This window comes from Bacteroides mediterraneensis (genome assembly GCF_900128455.1).
Classification (GTDB): Bacteria; Bacteroidota; Bacteroidia; order Bacteroidales; family Bacteroidaceae; genus Phocaeicola; species Phocaeicola mediterraneensis.
The window spans coordinates 3,787,966-3,805,335 of the sequence record NZ_LT635783.1; the positions used below are offsets into that span (position 1 = coordinate 3,787,966).

The 17,370-nt window shown below is 45.1% G+C and carries 15 protein-coding genes and 1 tRNA gene; 7 read left to right on the forward strand and 9 right to left on the reverse strand.

Translation table 11 applies throughout. From position 1 onward, the window contains the following. Nucleotides 1-82: 82 nt before the first annotated feature. Entirely contained in the window at nt 83-661 is a 579-nt protein-coding gene (locus BQ7480_RS16210; RefSeq protein WP_072544094.1) for a DUF4294 domain-containing protein, read from the forward strand. A 53-nt stretch (nt 662-714) separates the two neighbouring features. Here BQ7480_RS16210 and BQ7480_RS16215 read toward each other — a convergent pair whose 3' ends face one another. Beyond that, nucleotides 715-1,260, reverse strand: a complete 546-nt coding sequence (locus BQ7480_RS16215; RefSeq protein ID WP_072544095.1) for an RNA methyltransferase — start codon at nt 1,258-1,260, stop codon at nt 715-717. Between the two features lie 451 nt (nt 1,261-1,711). Between BQ7480_RS16215 and nadA the strand changes: the two genes are divergently transcribed. From nadA to BQ7480_RS16235, 3 genes are all read left to right on the forward strand, one after another. Further along, entirely contained in the window at nt 1,712-2,704 is a 993-nt protein-coding gene (gene nadA, locus BQ7480_RS16220; protein WP_072543650.1) for a quinolinate synthase NadA, read from the forward strand. Between the two features lie 629 nt (nt 2,705-3,333). Further along, nucleotides 3,334-3,407 (forward strand) — tRNA-Asp (locus BQ7480_RS16230). 80 nt (nt 3,408-3,487) lie between these two features. Continuing rightward, on the forward strand, nt 3,488-3,904 hold the full coding sequence (locus tag BQ7480_RS16235) for an EamA family transporter (protein WP_072543652.1): 417 nt from the start codon (nt 3,488-3,490) through the stop codon (nt 3,902-3,904). Nucleotides 3,905-3,975: 71 nt separating this feature from the next. On the opposite strand, the gene BQ7480_RS16240 is transcribed toward BQ7480_RS16235, so the two are convergent. Further along, nucleotides 3,976-4,278 (reverse strand): hypothetical protein, encoded by a 303-nt coding sequence (locus BQ7480_RS16240; protein ID WP_072543653.1) that lies wholly within the window; start codon nt 4,276-4,278, stop codon nt 3,976-3,978. Nucleotides 4,279-4,884: 606 nt separating this feature from the next. Between BQ7480_RS16240 and BQ7480_RS16245 the strand changes: the two genes are divergently transcribed. Both BQ7480_RS16245 and BQ7480_RS16250 read left to right on the forward strand, forming a co-directional pair. Further along, the gene (locus tag BQ7480_RS16245) at nt 4,885-6,093 is read left to right on the forward strand and encodes a leucine-rich repeat domain-containing protein (protein WP_161946444.1); all 1,209 of its coding nucleotides are present in this window, start codon (nt 4,885-4,887) and stop codon (nt 6,091-6,093) included. 210 nt (nt 6,094-6,303) lie between these two features. Then, a complete protein-coding gene (locus tag BQ7480_RS16250) occupies nt 6,304-7,188 on the forward strand; it encodes an MBL fold metallo-hydrolase (RefSeq protein WP_072543655.1) in 885 nt (294 codons plus the stop codon). 95 nt (nt 7,189-7,283) lie between these two features. On the opposite strand, the gene BQ7480_RS16255 is transcribed toward BQ7480_RS16250, so the two are convergent. Together BQ7480_RS16255 and mutS are read right to left on the reverse strand one after the other, a co-directional pair. Further along, a complete protein-coding gene (locus tag BQ7480_RS16255; RefSeq protein ID WP_072543656.1) occupies nt 7,284-8,063 on the reverse strand; it encodes a radical SAM protein in 780 nt (259 codons plus the stop codon). A gap of 12 nt (nt 8,064-8,075) precedes the next feature. Further along, a complete protein-coding gene (mutS, locus tag BQ7480_RS16260) occupies nt 8,076-10,664 on the reverse strand; it encodes a DNA mismatch repair protein MutS (protein WP_072543657.1) in 2,589 nt (862 codons plus the stop codon). 197 nt (nt 10,665-10,861) lie between these two features. Between mutS and BQ7480_RS16265 the strand changes: the two genes are divergently transcribed. Next, nucleotides 10,862-11,368: a flavin reductase family protein gene (locus BQ7480_RS16265; RefSeq protein WP_072543658.1), complete on the forward strand. Its 507-nt coding sequence runs from the start codon at nt 10,862-10,864 to the stop codon at nt 11,366-11,368. 98 nt (nt 11,369-11,466) lie between these two features. Here BQ7480_RS16265 and BQ7480_RS16270 read toward each other — a convergent pair whose 3' ends face one another. The 5 genes from BQ7480_RS16270 to BQ7480_RS16290 form a co-directional block, all read right to left on the reverse strand. Next, nucleotides 11,467-12,450 (reverse strand): Ppx/GppA phosphatase family protein, encoded by a 984-nt coding sequence (locus tag BQ7480_RS16270; RefSeq protein ID WP_072543659.1) that lies wholly within the window; start codon nt 12,448-12,450, stop codon nt 11,467-11,469. A gap of 16 nt (nt 12,451-12,466) precedes the next feature. Then, entirely contained in the window at nt 12,467-14,539 is a 2,073-nt protein-coding gene (locus BQ7480_RS16275) for an RNA degradosome polyphosphate kinase (protein ID WP_072543660.1), read from the reverse strand. Between the two features lie 71 nt (nt 14,540-14,610). Next, entirely contained in the window at nt 14,611-15,729 is a 1,119-nt protein-coding gene (locus BQ7480_RS16280) for a glycosyltransferase family protein (RefSeq protein ID WP_072543661.1), read from the reverse strand. Then, a complete protein-coding gene (locus tag BQ7480_RS16285) occupies nt 15,726-16,535 on the reverse strand; it encodes a UDP-2,3-diacylglucosamine diphosphatase (protein ID WP_022354517.1) in 810 nt (269 codons plus the stop codon). The genes BQ7480_RS16280 and BQ7480_RS16285 overlap by 4 nt, the downstream gene beginning before the upstream one ends. A 192-nt stretch (nt 16,536-16,727) precedes the next feature. Beyond that, complete coding sequence (locus BQ7480_RS16290) at nt 16,728-16,919, reverse strand: type II toxin-antitoxin system HicB family antitoxin (protein WP_022354518.1); 192 nt, start codon at nt 16,917-16,919, stop codon at nt 16,728-16,730. Nucleotides 16,920-17,370: the final 451 nt, after the last annotated feature.

The following is a 17,370-nucleotide window of genomic DNA, read 5'->3' on the forward strand; positions in this document are numbered from 1 at the left end:
TCCTATAAATACGTTAATTATGCCACGTAATCTGAATATTATTTCTATTTTTGCGTATATGAAAAAGAGTCTCTACATATTCATGATTCTGTGGCTAAGCAGCTGCCTCTATACACATGCCCAGAAATTGACCCCTACAGTGATTATAGGTCATAAAGTCCCTGTATGCGTCTATAAAGGAGACACTATACCTTGTATAACGCTAAGAAACATTTACGTTTACCCGAAACTCAAGTTTAAAAACAAAAAGCAAGAAAGATATTACTATAAACTGGTCCGCGATGTAAAAAAGACGCTACCTCTGGCCAAGGAAATCAAAAGAGCGGTGATTGAAACGTATGAGTATATGGAAACCCTACCCAATCAGAAAGCCAGAGAGCAACACATGAAACTGGTGGAAAAAGGGTTGAAACAACAGTACACCCCTCGCATGAAGAAACTCACCTTCTCACAAGGCAAACTGTTGATCAAGCTGGTCAACCGAGAATGCAACCAGTCCTCCTATCAACTGGTCAAGGCCTTCATGGGACCTTTCAAAGCCGGATTTTATCAGGCGTTCGCTGCCCTGTTCGGAGCCAGCCTGAAAAAAGAATACCATCCTGAAGATGACGACAAGATGGTAGAAAGAGTCGTTACACTGGTCGAAAACGGACAGTTATAATATTATAAATCAATAAATTAACAAGTTATCAATAGGATATTCACAAGCGGTGTTCAACGCAGTTTGAACAGTTTGTGCGCAAACTCCCATATCATGATACCTGCCGTGACAGACACGTTCAAGGAATGTTTTGTGCCATACTGAGGAATCTCAATGCATCCGTCGGACATATTCACCACTTCCTGCTGCACACCTTTCACTTCATTTCCCAGCACAATGGCATATTTCTTCCCCTTCTCCAATGCCAGCTCATCCAGCAAGGTACTCCCCTCGCACTGTTCGATAGAGAGCACGGTATACCCCATCTCATGCAGTTCATTCACAGCATCTTGCGTGTGGGAAAAATATTTCCAGTCGACCGTATATTCTGCTCCCAGCGCCGTCTTATGCATTTCCGGATGAGGAGGAGTAGCCGTAATGCCACAAAGATAAATACTGTTCACCAGGAAAGCGTCCGATGTACGGAATACCGCTCCAATATTGTGCAGACTGCGCACTTCATCCAGCACCACCACCAACGGCAGCTTATCTGCTTCCTTAAACTCCTCCACCGTCAGGCGGTTCATCTCCGTCACCTTCAATTTCCTTAATTCGGCCATAATTCCTATCTTTGAAATACGTTCGGCTGCAAAGATAAAAACTATATTCATAACCCTGTTGAAAACGGTGGAAAAGGTGTAAAAAACGAGCGCATAGAAAATGAAAATTATTTCTTGCAAGATTCCACAAATCAATTATAGCAGGCTTGAAACCAACAATCCAAAAAACTTAGAAATAATTTTCACTGACAGTTTAAACACATTCTTATTGAATTTTCAGAAATGAATCACCGAAAAGTTTTTAACTTTGCAACGTATCAACAATTTGTTAATAGAATCAGTAAAGATAATGATATCAATCAGTAAGCCTGTTTATGAGTGACTGATATCCTTCACCTCAAAGATGATAACGGAAAAACAAAAAAAGAAGCATCATTTTTACGAACACTATTAACGGGATATTATCAGTATCATATTTTCTTTTAAAAAGAAGAAAAAATATAATCTAATAATGAATAAAGAAGAATGGTTGAAAAAGGGTTATGTGGATGAACCCGTAGAAAAGAATCTCGACCTGAAGGCTGAGATTAAAAAGTTATGTCGTGAAAAAGAAGCGGTCATTTTAGGACACTTCTACCAGGCGGACGAAATACAGGAGATTGCCGACTTTATCGGCGACAGTCTGGCACTGGCACAATGGGCTGCCAAAACGGATGCGAAAATCATTGTGATGTGTGGAGTTCACTTCATGGGTGAAACCGCGAAAATCCTTTGTCCGGACAAGAAAGTGCTGATTCCCGACCTGAATGCCGGTTGTTCACTGGCCGACAGTTGTCCGGCCGACAAGTTTGCCGAATTTGTGAAGGCACATCCGGGATACAAAGTCATTTCGTACGTCAATACCAGTGCGGCAGTCAAAGCGGTGACGGATGTGGTGGTAACTTCTACCAACGCCCGCCAGATTGTGGAAAGCTTCCCGGAAGATGAAAAGCTGATTTTCGGTCCCGACAAGAACCTTGGAAATTACATCAATTCCATTACCGGGCGTCAGATGTTGCTTTGGGACGGTGCCTGCCATGTGCACGAGAAATTCTCTGTAGAAAAGATTCTGGAAGTGAAAAAGCAGTATCCGGATGCAGAAATCCTGGTTCATCCGGAATGTAAGGGAGCTGTAGCGAAACTGGCCGACAAAATCGGTTCGACGGCAGGATTGCTGAAATACGCCATGGCTAGTGACAAGAAAAACTTCATTGTGGCTACAGAAAGCGGCATTCTGTATGAAATGCGCAAGAAGTGTCCGGACAAGCACTTTATTCCAGCTCCGCCGGAAGACAGTACCTGCGCTTGCAACGAATGTAACTTCATGCGTTTGAACACACTGGAAAAACTGTATAATACGCTGAAGTATGAATGGCCGGAAGTGAAGGTGGATGAAGCTGTGTCAAAAGAAGCCATCAAGCCTATCCAGAAGATGCTTGAAATATCTGCAAAGTTGGGACTGTGATTACAGTCCCAATCTTTTTTGTTAAGGGCTTTTAATGACGATATCGTCCTTCTTAAAACATGTTATATAGCATAGATTTTAGAAGGAATAATTTGTAGATATCTGGAAAGTCCTTACCTTTGCACTGTGTTTTTCATAGTATTAGATTTAAGGTTAACAAAGGTTGGAGTTCAGCGGAACTCCTTTTTTTATGTCCATACGTTTCCTCTTTTATTTATTGCCGGCAGGTGAATGTGTTACCGCAACATCGGTAAGCAGGAAACTGGCAGTTGTTTTTTACGTTTCCCTACCCGGAAATCTACGTTTCTCTTACCGGAAACGTATGTTTCCCTAGGCGGAAACATACGTTTTCCGTCAGCAAAACATAAAAAATGTGGGAAAACCATCTTTTCTTGATAAGCACACTTTCAGATTTTATGGGGATGTATGAATGAAAGTAAGCCGATATCACATCTTGTTCCATTTTTTGAGTGGAAAAAAATTGTTCCGATGATGCTTGAAAATCAATTATTTGTGATTTTTCGCCGAAAAAATATGAAAAAAAATGCTCGAAATGTTTGTGGGTTTCAAAAAATGCACTACCTTTGCAACCGCAATCGAGAGAGAAAGCAACGAAAGAAAAACTTAATGGTGCGTTAGTTCAGTTGGTTAGAATACATGCCTGTCACGCATGGGGTCACGGGTTCGAGTCCCGTACGCACCGCGATATATGAAGCTCTGATTCAGAAAAGAATCAGAGCTTTTTTATTTTCGGTAGTTTCAGCCATTGGAAGGAGAGAAGTTATGTGGAAATATTATGCTTTATTGTCGGCTTTTTTTGCCGCACTGACAGCCATTTTTGCCAAAGTAGGTGTGAAGAATATCAACTCAGACTTGGCCACAGCGATTCGAACCAGTGTTATTTTGCTGATTACTTGGGGAATTGTATTTTCTGAACGTCAAGTGGTGAATGTAAAGCATGTGGATACACATACCTGGCTTTTTTTAATATTGTCGGGTGCGGCTACCGGTTTGTCCTGGTTGTTTTATTTTAAGGCTTTGCAGACAGGCGATGTATCAAGAGTGGCGCCTATTGACAAACTGAGCGTGGTAATAACCATTTGCCTGTCTTTCCTGTTTTTGAGGGAACCGGTCAGCTTGAGAGTGATTGTGGGAGCGGCGTTAATTACGTGTGGCAGCATCGTCATGCTCTTGAAATAAAACGAAGGATGCCTTCGTGACAGCTTTGTCACTGGGGCACCCTTCTTCTGAACTCAAATCATAATTAGTGCTTATTCTTGTACTTCACCTTTTTCGTTGTAAATCAACGTCGCGGTGTTTTCTTCCTGGTCGGCCAGTTCCACCTTGTAAGTTTTTACACCGTCTGTTTCTTCTACGTATGCTGCTTTGAGAGTCCATTCTGCATAATCTTTTGTGATGGCATCCTGAACAGCTTGAGGAAGATCTTTTACATCAATGGGTTTGAATTCGTTGACTACGTTTACAGTGTCCACATTTGCGTTCAGGTTTTCTGCAAATACTACTGAAGTTCCTAATCCCATTACCAATGCTACTGCTACAAATAACTTTTTCATATTGCTTTTAATTTAAATAGTTAGTAAATAAGTTTTACACTGATTGTAGTTCAAAGGCGGTGCCAAACTTTTTGATTTTTATTAAAATGTTGATAATCAGATTTATGTCTGTTTTCCGTTTTGAGGATTCGGGTAAAAAGTGTGTAATTTATTCCCACTTATCTGTGGATAATATGTACAATTCTACAAAGGAGGCTGGGGAAAGAGAAGAAAGTTCATATAGAAAAACGTCCTGATGCCAATGGAGAAAAATAAAGAGGAAGCAATTGAAACAAATGATAAAGAATCTAATAAAATGAATTTTTCTTCTATATATATTCAATTTTTATTGTACTTTTGCCGCTCCTTAATGAAAGCAGAGTAATATCTGCGGTAAATATGATTAAAATCATTTTTTGTTTTTAGAGAAGAGAGTACATCTGGCATCTACGTCGGTAGGATGAGTTTATTGTAAATTTAGATAACCCTATGAACATGTGTAAAATTTTGTCCGTAGCTTTATTAGGTATTTGTGTACTTCTTTTTGGTTGTAAAAAAGAGAGACTTTCAGAGAATGACAATTCTTCCATTGTGGAAATTACGGTGTGTAATTCAAAAGGAGAATTATTGGAAAATCAGCTTGTCAAGATGTATGACGAGGCTACTTATGAAACTTTTAAGGAAAAACAGACTACCAAAGCTTTATGTGAGGTAATGACTGATAAGAATGGAAAGGCTACTTTTGTATTGGAGCGTCAGAAATGGTTTGCTGGAACGAAATCCAGAGAACTGATGTTTGTGGTGCTGGACACTTTGGATGCAGCAAATTATGCCTGGTGGAGCAAGGGAGGAACCGTAACTGCCGGCCAGAAACAGTCGTTTAAAATAGAGGTGGACCGGCAGAAGGCAGGAGAGAAGACTGCCGAGAGTCTGTTTTTGATGGAAGATGGCGTACTCAAAGGTATAAAAGATAAGAACGTGTCGCAGGTGATACTTCCTGCAGAAGTGAAAAGTATCGCTCCAGGAGCCTTTTGGGAGTCGAACGTGGAATCTTTGGTACTCAATGAAGGATTAGAGTCGATTGGGGTACAAGCGTTCGCCAGATGTAAGAAATTGGTTTCTGTCTCCTTCCCGTCATCGTTGAAAGTAATCGAAAAGCATGCGTTTGAAGATTGCGTGGCCTTGGCGAAATTAAATCTTTCGAAAACGCATGTGGAAGAGATTGGTTCGAATGCGTTCCGTGAAACAGGCTTGAAGAGTGTGGCATTTCCTTCTTCTTTGAAAAAAATAGGTCCACAAGTTTTTTTGAAGACCCAACTGGAAAATGTGGTACTTCCGGCAGAGGTACAAGAGGTTGGCCCAGAAGCTTTCCGGGAAGTCGTAACACTGAAGTCAATTACTCTTCCGAACAACATACAAAAGATAGGTTGGCAGGCTTTTTACGGTTGTACTAAGCTGGAAAATGTGAATTATACCGGTTCTATGAAATCAGCCAATGGAGTAGTGGAAAGTGCGGCTTTTGAGGGCTGTGAGGCTTTGACTCGAATCATCCTTCCGCAAAGTGTGGCGGAAGTTCAAGAAGGTATATTCATTGAATGTCCCCGCTTGAAGCAAATCATCCTTCCTGAGTCTGTGAAAAAAATTGGAGGTTATGGACTGAGAACGAACTATTCTGTGGAAAAGATTGTGTTTAAAGGTTACGAACCACCTGCTCTTGAAGAAACTTCCTTACCTTTTGTAGATGATATCACTTCTATCGTGGTGCCTAAGGGTAAGCTCGAGGCGTATAAAGCTGCGTATGCAGATTATCATAAAATCATGGTTGAAAACCTCTAACATCTGTTATATATAAGGAGACAACGTGTACGGCTACCTTTTTTAAAGGCAAGTGTACGCGTTGTCATGTTTATGTGATATGCCTTTGAAAAAGGGCTGTTGAAGATGTCAAAATAGAAAAATGTGTTTCTATTTTTGATTGCATCCAGCTTTTGTTATCTTTGTGGAGAAGCCTGAAGGGTATGGGTTATACGTAAAAATGAGATAACAATGAAAAACAGTAGGTGGAATTATGTTGCAGCAATGGTGGCTGCAGTGTTGTTTGTCGGTTGCGGCGGACAATCCAAACAAAAAACAGAGAGCGAGATGAATACAGACAGTACAAAAGTGGCATACGGCGAGATTCAGATGCAGAAGGACAGTATGTTGGCTACACTGACACTGGATGGAATGAAGGTGACATGGATTCGTGACAACGTTCAGCCACGTTTGATGCCGCGTACCTTGTTTCCCGATGCCAGTGACGCTCAGATAGACAGTCTTTCTTTACAGAACGGGGTACCTGCTTCTATCAGTACCTTCTTGGTTGAAAAGGATGGCGTGCGCATGCTTTTCGATACCGGAATGGGGGCACCCGATAGCCGGTTGCTCGAGGGTTTGAAAGCTTTGCACATCCATCCGGAAGATATCAACTACTTGTTCATAACCCATTTTCATGGGGATCACATCGGTGGCATGATGAAAAACGACAGTGTGGCTTTTCCACGTGCGGAAGTATATGCTTCCCAGCTGGAATACGATGCGTGGATGAAGATGCCGGCCGACCAGAAAGCACAGGTAGAGAAAACCATGAAGGCTTACAAGGACCGTTTGCATCTCTTTGTTTTCGGGGATACGCTACCGGAAAATGTAATAGCCATGAATGCGGTGGGACATACGCCCGGACACACGGTGTTCCAAGTGGGAAAACTGTTGGTAATAGGAGATTTGTTCCATGGAGCAGCCTTGCAGCTGGCACATCCGGAAATCTGTGCACAGTATGACATGGACAAGAAAGGAGCCGTAAAGAGCCGTAAGTATTACTTGCAATATGCCCGGGAGAACGGGCTGACAATGGCGGGCATGCACCTGCCGGTGCCGGCTTTTATGAAGTGAGAAAAAAGGACGTATAGATGAATAAACAGACAGCGTGTACAAATGCTTTTCAAGCAGGCGTACACGCTGTTATTTTTAGGGTGAGATGTACTTTTTCAATAAGAAGCACTGGCTTCGATACCGGCTTCTTTTACCAGCCGGACAATGCGGTCCAGTTCCTCGTGAGTGGCTTTCTGGAGTTTCCGGTCGGGGGTTTCCCGGTCGATGGTATAGACCATCACCTGACGGGGACGAATCTGTTTGATGGCTTCCAGCCAAGGCAGTACATACTTGTCGGTGGTATTGTCCACATCTTTACCTTCGTCGGTAGTACCTTTCAGGAAAATTGTCTGGATAATCAGGTTGCCGTGGAAAGCCTTCAGACCTTCAATGATATCTTCTACCTGATAATTTCCGGTCGGTCGGTCGACGGTCTGTATATAGTCCGGGTCTACCGTATCCAGTTTCAGAATGTTGTTGTCTACTTTGTTCAGGGCTGCAAAGACCTTTGGATGGTGGATAAAAGTAGAGTTGCTCAATACGCTGACTTTGGCATTGGGAAAATACTTGTCGCGCAAAGCCAGGGTGTCGTCAATGATTTCCGGGAAATACGGGTTGGCAGTCGGTTCTCCATTGCCGGCAAAAGTCAGCACATCCGGAGAGGGACCGTTTTCCTTCATTTCAGCCAGGCGTTTTTCGAGTGCTTCACGCACGGCTTCACGGGTTTGTACTTTCTGTCTCGGACGAAAGTCCTTGTTGTATCCGCATTCACAATAAATGCAGTCGAACGTACAGAATTTGCCGTCGGCGGGAAGCAGGTTAATACCAAGCGATACGCCCAAACGGCGGCTGTGGATAGGGCCGAAGATAGGGGCCGGATAAATAATGGTTGACATAAGCGTTACGGTTTATCTTCCTTTTACTATTTTTTTGATGTCATTCAGTTTGTTCAGTGCCTCCAGGGGGGTGAGGTTATTCACGTCCAGGTTCAGGATTTCATCACGAATCTGACACAGTACGGGATCATCCAACTGGAAGAAACTCAACTGTATTCCGTCGGAAGAAGCCTGTTTGGCCGGTTGTGGCTTTGCGGAAATTCCTTCCTGGCGGTTTTCTGCTTCCAGCTGATGCAGGATTTCATCGGCACGTTTCACAATGGATTTCGGCATACCTGCCATTTTGGCCACATGAATACCGAAGGAGTGTGCACTTCCGCCACGTTCCAGTTTGCGGAGGAAAATGACCTTGTTGTCTACTTCCTTGACCGACACGTTGTAGTTTTTGATGCGCTTGAACTGTCCTTCCATGTCGTTCAGTTCGTGGTAGTGGGTGGCGAATAACGTACGAGCCCGGGCTTTCTTATGCTCATGGATGTGTTCCACAATAGCCCAGGCAATGGAAATACCGTCGTAAGTGGAAGTTCCTCTACCCAGTTCGTCGAAAAGTACCAGACTTCTTGGTGAGATGTTGTTCAGAATATTGGCCGCCTCGTTCATTTCGACCATGAAAGTAGATTCGCCCACGGAAATGTTGTCGCTTGCTCCCACACGGGTGAAAATCTTATCCACCAATCCGATGTGGGCGCTCTCGGCAGGTACGAAACAACCGATTTGTGCCATGAGGGTAATCAGGGCTGTCTGACGGAGCAGGGCAGACTTACCGGCCATGTTCGGTCCCGTAATGATGATAATCTGCTGCTCTTCCGTGTCGAGATATACATCGTTGGCAATGTATTTTTCTCCCGGAGGAAGCTGTTTCTCAATCACCGGATGGCGTCCCTGACGGATATCGAGTACATCGTCATCCACCACATTCGGGCGAATGTACTTATTGGCACGGGCCACGTTGGCAAACGACAGCAGACAGTCCAGCCGGGCTATCTGTGTGGCGTTGATTTGGATGGCCGGGATGAATTCTGCCAGGTCGGTGACCAGTTCGTTATATAATCGGGTTTCCAGAATCAGAATCTTGTCTTCCGCTCCTAAAATCTTTTCTTCATATTCTTTCAGTTCCTGCGTGATGTAACGTTCTGCATTGACCAGTGTCTGCTTGCGTATCCATTCGGCCGGTACCTTGTCCTTGTGTGTATTGCGTACTTCGATATAGTAACCGAATACGTTGTTGTAAGCGATTTTCAGGCTAGGAATACCTGTCAGCTCACTTTCCCGTTGCTGGATTTGCAGCAGGTAGTCTTTGCCGGAATACGCAATCTTGCGCAATTCATCCAGCTCCGCGTTGACGCCGTCGGCAATTACCCCGCCTTTGTTGACCAGCAGGGGAGGGTCGTTGGTTATTTCTTTGGCAATTTTGTCGCGGATGGAAGCACAAAGATTCAGTTGTTCGCCAATACGGCGTAGACTGGGATTGTCAGCGTTCAGGCACGCATTCTTAATCGGTTCGATGGCCTGAAGAGCTATCTTCAGCTGTACCACCTCACGAGGTGAGATACGTCCTACGGCCGCTTTCGAACTGAGTCGTTCCAAATCACCTATCTGATGCAGTTTCTCTTCGATGAAATCCTTGAAATCCGGTTCCTTAAAAAAGAACTCCACTACATCCAACCGTTCGTTGATGGGTTTGATGTCCTTTAGAGGGAACACAATCCAGCGTTTCAACATTCGAGCTCCCATCGGGCTGATAGTATGGTCGATGATATCCAGCAGGGAAGTACCCCCTTCGTTCATACTGTCAATCAGTTCCAGACTGCGTACGGTGAATTTATCCAGTCGCACGTAGCGGTCTTCCTCGATACGGGAGAGTGACGTGATGTGTCCAATCTGGTAATGCTGGGTCATGTCGAGGTACTGAAGAATGGCTCCGGAAGCAATGATGCCATTGTGCAGATTTTCCACTCCAAAACCTTTGAGGTTCTTGGTTTCAAAGTGCTTCAGTAACTTTTCTCGGGCAGAAGTCTCATTGAACACCCAATCCTCCAGTTCGAACGTGAAGAACTTGTTGCCAAAGTTTCCTTCGAACATAGGCTTTTTACCCCGTTCGAAAAGCACCTCTTTCGGTGCGAAGTTGTTCAGAAGTTTGTCAATATAATCGGTAGGTCCTTCGGAAGTGAGGAATTCACCGGTTGATATGTCGAGAAAGGAAATACCGCAGGCTGTTTTGCCGAAATACACGGCAGCCAGGAAGTTGTTTTCTTTGTACGACAACACATTGTCGTTGATGGCCACACCGGGAGTCACCAGTTCCGTAATTCCACGTTTGACGAGTTTTTTTGTGGTTTTCGGGTCTTCCAGCTGGTCGCAGATGGCTACTCTTCGTCCGGCACGAATCAGCTTGGGCAAGTATGTATCGAGGGCATGGTGAGGAAATCCAGCCATTTCTACTGTCTTGCTTTGTCCGTTGGCACGTTTTGTTAAAGTGATTCCCAGAATCTCGGCTGCTGCCACGGCATCTTCGGAATAAGTTTCATAAAAGTCTCCGCACCGGAAAAGCATGATGGCATCCGGGTGTTTGGCTTTTAAATCAAAATATTGTTTCATCATCGGGGTCAATACCACCTCTGTATCTTTAGCCACGGTTCAGTCCTTTCTTTTTTAGTTCATGATATTTCCTGCAAAGATACTTTAAAAGCCCGAAATGAAAAAAGATATTTTTTAGGATGCTATTTAAATTCAGTTTAAAAAACGAAAACGGGAGCCGGAATTTCCTTAGCTTTGTGGAAATTTAATGTTAAGAGATTATGAAGAAAATAAGTGTGTCCGAATTGAAGGACAATATGTTTGATGCCATTGGCAAGGAGTGGATGCTGGTGACTGCCGGCACACCTGAAAAGTTTAACATGATGACGGCCAGCTGGGGAGGTACCGGTATCCTGTGGGGAAAACCGGTGGCGTTTATTTTTATCCGTCCTGAACGTTATACTTACGAGTTCATTGAAAAGGGCGATACATTGACCCTGTCTTTCCTGGGGGAAGCGCATCGGGACATACATAAGATATGTGGAAGCCAATCGGGTAGGGACATTGATAAAGTAGCTGCTTCAGGATTGAAACCGTATGTGACGGAAAATGGGAACATTGCTTATGAACAGGCTCGCCTGATATTGGAGTGCAAGAAGCTGTATGCTGATTTCATAGATGCTGATAACTTTGTGGATAAGTTGTTGATAAGCCGTTGGTATGGAGAAGAACATGGTGGATTTCATAAGATGTACATTCTTGAAATACAGAATGTTCTTGTGGAGTAACAGGCTGTTCATAGGTTGTGGATAAACCGGTGTATAACAAAACGGCCCTACAGGTGGATTTCCTATAGGGCCGTTTCCATAATCTGTCGTTATGTACGTTATTTATTCACTTCTTCCGTAGTGTCTGTATGCTTTTCAATTGCATTGTCCTTTACGAGTGGTTGTGCCTCTTCCAGGTGACTGGCATATAAACCGTCGATGATACCGTCGGCCAGACCGATGACAGGCACATAGATATAAGTGGCATGAATGATGTCGGCAATGGTCAGGAAAATATCTCCTGCCGGTACGATGACATCTGCCCGGTCGGGTTTCAGCTGGTATTTCTCCATGCGTTCCTCTACGGACAGACTTTTCAATTCATCATGTAGCTTATGCAACACTTCTACGGTGATTCTTTGTTTCTTCTTGTCCTTCTTTTCTGCCAGGCGGTACAGTTTGTTGATGTTTCCACCTGAACCGATGATGTTCGTGCCGGGATAGGAAGCAGCCAGTTCCTGCATGTCGGTCTTCAACCGTTCCCATTCCGTATCTTTCACGGCATTGTTCAGGATACGGACCGTACCGATGTTGTACGAGCGGCTGCACACCAGTGTGCCCTGCGAAAGTAAGTTGATTTCCGTACTGCCGCCCCCTACATCCACATACATGTAGTTTCCATTCCGGTCTTCCATACATTCAATGTGGTTGTTGTAAATCATCCGGGCCTCTTCCTGTCCGTCGATGATTTCGATACGAATACCCGTTTTCTTTTCAATCCGTTTGATGATAGACTTTCCGTTCTTGGCATCCCGCATGGCAGAAGTAGCGCAAGCGCGATAGTCTTCCACGTCGTAGATTTTCATCAGATGGCGGAACACCTTCATCAGGCGCAGCATGTTCTTTTCCTTTTTCTCGGCAATCTTGCCCATGGCAAACACATCGAATCCCAGACGAAGGGGGACACGAAGCAGGAGTACTTTCGAGAAGAAAGCCTTGCCCTGCTCGTCTTCCTCTACACACTTGATGAGTAACCTCACTGCATTGGAACCGATATCAATGGCTCCATAATAAGTTTCGCAATTTTTTATGAGATTGTCCATAATAATAGTATTTAAGTTATTCTTCGGAATTTTCGGCCAGATAATAGTTGTAGAGTGCCTCCTGTGAACGGAAAGGAGTTTCCTGTCCTTCTTCGCTCCAGAACTGGTTGTCGCCCAGCCCGTCTACCACACGCCCCTGCAACGTATCTTTCAATCCATATTCCACAATCCGCTTCATTTCGCCCTTGATAGCCGGGTCATACACTGGCGTAATCACCTCGATGCGGTGGTCGAGGTTACGCGGCATCCAGTCGGCGGAACCCAGGAATACTTTCTCTTCTCCTCCGTTGGCGAAGATGAAGATACGCGAATGTTCCAGGTAGCGGTCGATGATACCGTGAATCCGGATATGTGTGCTGAGGTCTGGAATATCGGTTATCAAGGAACAGTTGCCACGTACCACTAGGTCGATGTCCACACCCGCTTCAGAAGCCTCATACAGTTTGTTGACCATAATCGGGTCGGTGATGTGGTTGATTTTTATCTTGATATACGCAGGTTTTCCCGCTTTCTTGTTCTTGATTTCGTTGTTGATGAGGGTGATGAACTTGTTCTTCATTTCATTCGGTGAAACGAGAAGCTCCTTGAACCGGATTGGCGTGTAAGGACGTTCGATGAACTCGAATACCTGATCGACATCTTTTACCAGTTTCGGGTAAGCCGTCATCAACATACAGTCGGTGTACATCCGGGCATTTCCTTCGTGGAAGTTACCCGTGCTGATACAAGCGATATCCGGCCCGGTCTTCATGCCGATGTGCGTAATCTTGGAATGTACTTTCAAGCCTTCTACCCCGAAAATCACCTTGATGCCTGCATCCTGCATCTTCTTCGACCAGTTGATGTTGGAAGCCTCGTCAAAGCGGGCCAGCAGTTCGATGACCACGGTCACCTTCTTACCGTTGCGGGCTGCTCCGATAAGCGCTTTTACCACCTTCGATTCCTTGGCCAGACGGTAGAGTGTGATTTTGATGCTTGTGACCTGTTTGCTCACAGCTGCTTCCTGCAACACCCGGATAAACGAGTCGAAGCTATGGTAAGGCACGTGGATGAAACGGTCTTTCTGCTGGATTTTTTTCAACAGGCTTTCCGGACCGTCGAGTTCCTTCTTCAGGATAGGCGGCCATTTCGGATATTTCAGGTTGCTGTGTCCACAATCGGGGAATTTCATCAAATCCTTGTGGTTCTGATAGCGTCCGCTTTCAATCACCGTATCCAGGCTGTCGAGGTCGAGCTTTTTCAACACCCTTTTCAACAGGTCCTTCGGCATGTGATTATCGTAAATCACACGGAGCGGTTCGCCTCGTTTGCGGCTCTTTACCCCTTTGGAGATTTTCTGAAGGGTACCCGTACGCAGGTCGTTGTCGATTTCCATTTCCGCATCGCGGGTAAACTTGAAGGCATAAGCTTCAAACTTGTCGTAACCCAGTCCTTCGAAAACCAACGGGAGGCAGCAGCGGATGACATCGTCCAGATACATCAGGTAACTCTTGTTCTCATGGTCGGGCAGCTGTACGAAACGGCCGCAGATATTGACCGGAAGTTCCAGAAAAGCATAGTCAGGAGAGGGTTTGCTGCCACTTTTGCTCACCTTCACAGCCAGGTAAATGTTTTCGTCGTTTTCACAGTCCAGCAGCTTGATGGCCGAGAACCATACCGGCACGATGAATCCGTTCAGTTTCTCTTTGTAGAAAGACTGGATAAACTGCAGCTGTTCGGGCGTGACTTCCGAATCGGATACGAGGTAGATATTTTCCTTTTTCAGTTCCTGCGTAACCGTGCTTACCGCCTCTTCATAGTCTTTTACATAGCGTGCATTCAGTTTCCCAATCTGTTTGAGCAGTTTTTTGGCTTTCTCCCGCTCTTTGGCAGCCGATTTGTCCATGCACTCGGCAATACGGTTCTGAGAAGCCACTCTTACCCGGAAAAACTCATCCAGGTTGTTGGAATAGATGCCAAGAAATGCCATCCGTTCCAGCAAGGGCACATGACTACGGGTTGCTTCTTGCAGAATTCTGCGGTTAAAGTACATCCAGCTGATGTCTCTTTCCAAATAAGGCTTTTCTTTTTTTCTATTTCTTGTTACCATAAAATCACTTTTTTTGCAAAGAAAAGGATTTTATGTTACAAGATGATTTCAAAACGATTTTTTAGAATTTTTTACACAAACTCCTCTACCATGTACATGCCTTGCAGGGTATTTTGCGGTGCAAAACGCTCTATTTCATTCAGTATGATGTATTCGGCCGACCTTGCCCATTCGCCGAACAGTCGGTTGGGTTTATAGGTCTGTGCGAAGCGCAACAGGTTGCTCAGGTTGAAATTCCGGTCGATGATGCCGGCGCCGTTCTGCAGGGCATCAAGGGCGTTACATTCCTGCTCGATATGAGCCGGTACCATCAGGATGGGTTTTCCGAGGTACATGGCTTCGCACACGGATTCAAATCCGGCCGTGCTGGCATAGGCCTTGCATCCCGCCATCTGACGCAGGAATTCCGTGTCGTCGAGCTGGTAGAAGGAGAGGGTGTCATCGACCTTTTTCACCGGCTCTTCTTCCCAGTGGTCCCAGAAGAAACGCAAGGGCACCTCCGGATGCTTCTGATGCCATTGGAGAATGTTTTCCGAGAATCCGGCATTCAACATGTAGCCGTGGATGTAATCGCCCGGCTGGCTTTCCTGTTGCAGCACGTCCTGACGCAACAGAGGAGGCACCACACTGATATGCTGATGTTTGTCTTGTGGCATGGCCCGGAAGGAGAGGGCCAGTTTCTGCGAAGCTCCCAGTGCCGTCAGCCGGGTGAAGAAGTTGAGCATGAACAGACTTCCTCTGTTTTTCTTGGGTAATTTGAACTGAGGGTGCAGGAACAGATACTGGTGTCCGATACAGATTTGAGGTACCGACGGGCGGAAGAAGAGATAAGTCAGTCCGGTGAGCAGTTCATAGAAATTGAGGACCAGGTCGGCCTCTGTTTCCTTGATTTGCTGATGAATGAAAGAGATACTTTCCGCGTATTCGGGAAGTTTCAGGAGATTATATAGCACGCTTCTGGTCAGGTTCACCCGCTTGTTGGCGTGTGTGGGCAGGAAATTCGGGCTGATGAACTGTTTGATGGGTGCCTGAATGTTCCGGCTGAAAAAACCGGGGAGTCTTCTGGATTCACTTTTTCCTACGAGCACTTCCACCACTTCGTGTCCGTTGCTTCGGAGCAACTTCTCCATGGATATGGCCTGTGTGAGATGGCCGCGTCCTTCTCCTTGTACAATAAACAACACTCTCATGAGGCAATCGGTATGAAAGGTATGACATTATTTTCTTTTTCCCTGTCGGCTTGCTGTGCCAGTTCGGTGTAGTACACCACTTTCCACACCCCGTTTTCATCTTCCGTCAAGGCCGACATCGTTTCCACCCAGTCGCCCGAATTCAGGTAATGGATGTGGTTGATCATGCGGTTTTCCGGATGATGGATGTGGCCGCAAATCACTCCTTCACACTGGCGGCTGCGGGCGAAATCTACCAGCACGTTTTCAAAGTCGGAAATATAAGACACGGCCGATTTTACTTTCTGCTTGATGGCCTGTGAGAGTGAGAAGTAAGGTTTACCTTTTTTCACCCGGTAGCGGTTATACTGGCTGTTGAGCCACAGCAGCAGCGTATAGCCCATGTCGCCGAGTTTGGCCAGCCATTTCATCTGGGTGGTCACCTTGTCGAACACATCGCCGTGCGTCACGAAATAATGCTTGCCGTTGCTTTCCAGTATATAATCTTTCGTGATGGTCAGATTGGCAAATTGCAGCGGGGCAAGGTTGTCCAGAAAGTCATCATGGTTTCCGCGGATGTAAATGATTTCCGTGCCATGCTTTTCCATCATCTTCATGATAATTTTGAAGAAATGCGTATGTGCCGGTTTCCATTTGCTGATACCCGATTTCTGCAAGTGCCATCCGTCGATGATGTCACCGTTCAGAATCAGCCGTCCGCAATCGACTCTGCTCAGAAAATCGCTGATTTGATCCACCTTTGAATGGGTGGTCCCCAGGTGGATATCCGAAACCACGATGGTTCGGTAATAAGGTCTATCTTCCATAGATATATGTTTTTCTTAACGCTTCACAAAGGAAGAGAAAGCATATTACAAGCGTGTGACTGTCAGGTGAATAACCTGTTTCATCCACAGGCGGGGAAGGGAACGGAAAAAGCCATTTCGGCATCCCGCGGAAATGGCTTTGAGAAATGACTAAATATCGGCAATTTATTTTTACAATGTGTTCAAATAGTATCAGGCTATGTCTTCGATATAGAAAATAGAATTGATTTCGCCATAAAATTCTTCTGCAGCGTCTTCCAGGTTCTCCAGCGCTTCTTCTTCCGTCTCGCCGTAGGCAAAGCATTGCTCGTGATTGGACAGATAAGCATAATATTCTCCGTCTGGAGTACATTCCACTACATATTTGCTTCCATTAGTTTCCATTTTAACCTCCTTTTTAAAAGTCTGCCCAAAGGTCGGTTTTCTATGTTACAGAATGATTGCCAGGAGGTGACGTTTGCATGAAGAACCCACAAAGCGGGATGGAGAAGGTGTAGGGGAGGTATGGTAAATGTAAATCGCTGGGGTGGTGTTTTTCTTGCGTCGAAAAGTTTTTTAGGTTTCCCTTTAGGAAAACGTATGTTTCTCGACCGGGAGACGTACGTTTCCGACGTGCGGAACGTATGTTTCAGGGAAGGGAAACCTAAAAAAGAGACGGGTGTTCGAAGGAAAATGAAAGGGAGTTCAATGATTGGTATCCTGTCGGATTTATTTGTCAGGATACACTTTATCCGCGACAGCAAGCAGAGGTTGCAATTCCTCAAAAGACCATTGATTGACAGGATGGATGGGGGACAATAAAAAATGAGGCTGTCTCAAATTGAAATATAATTTG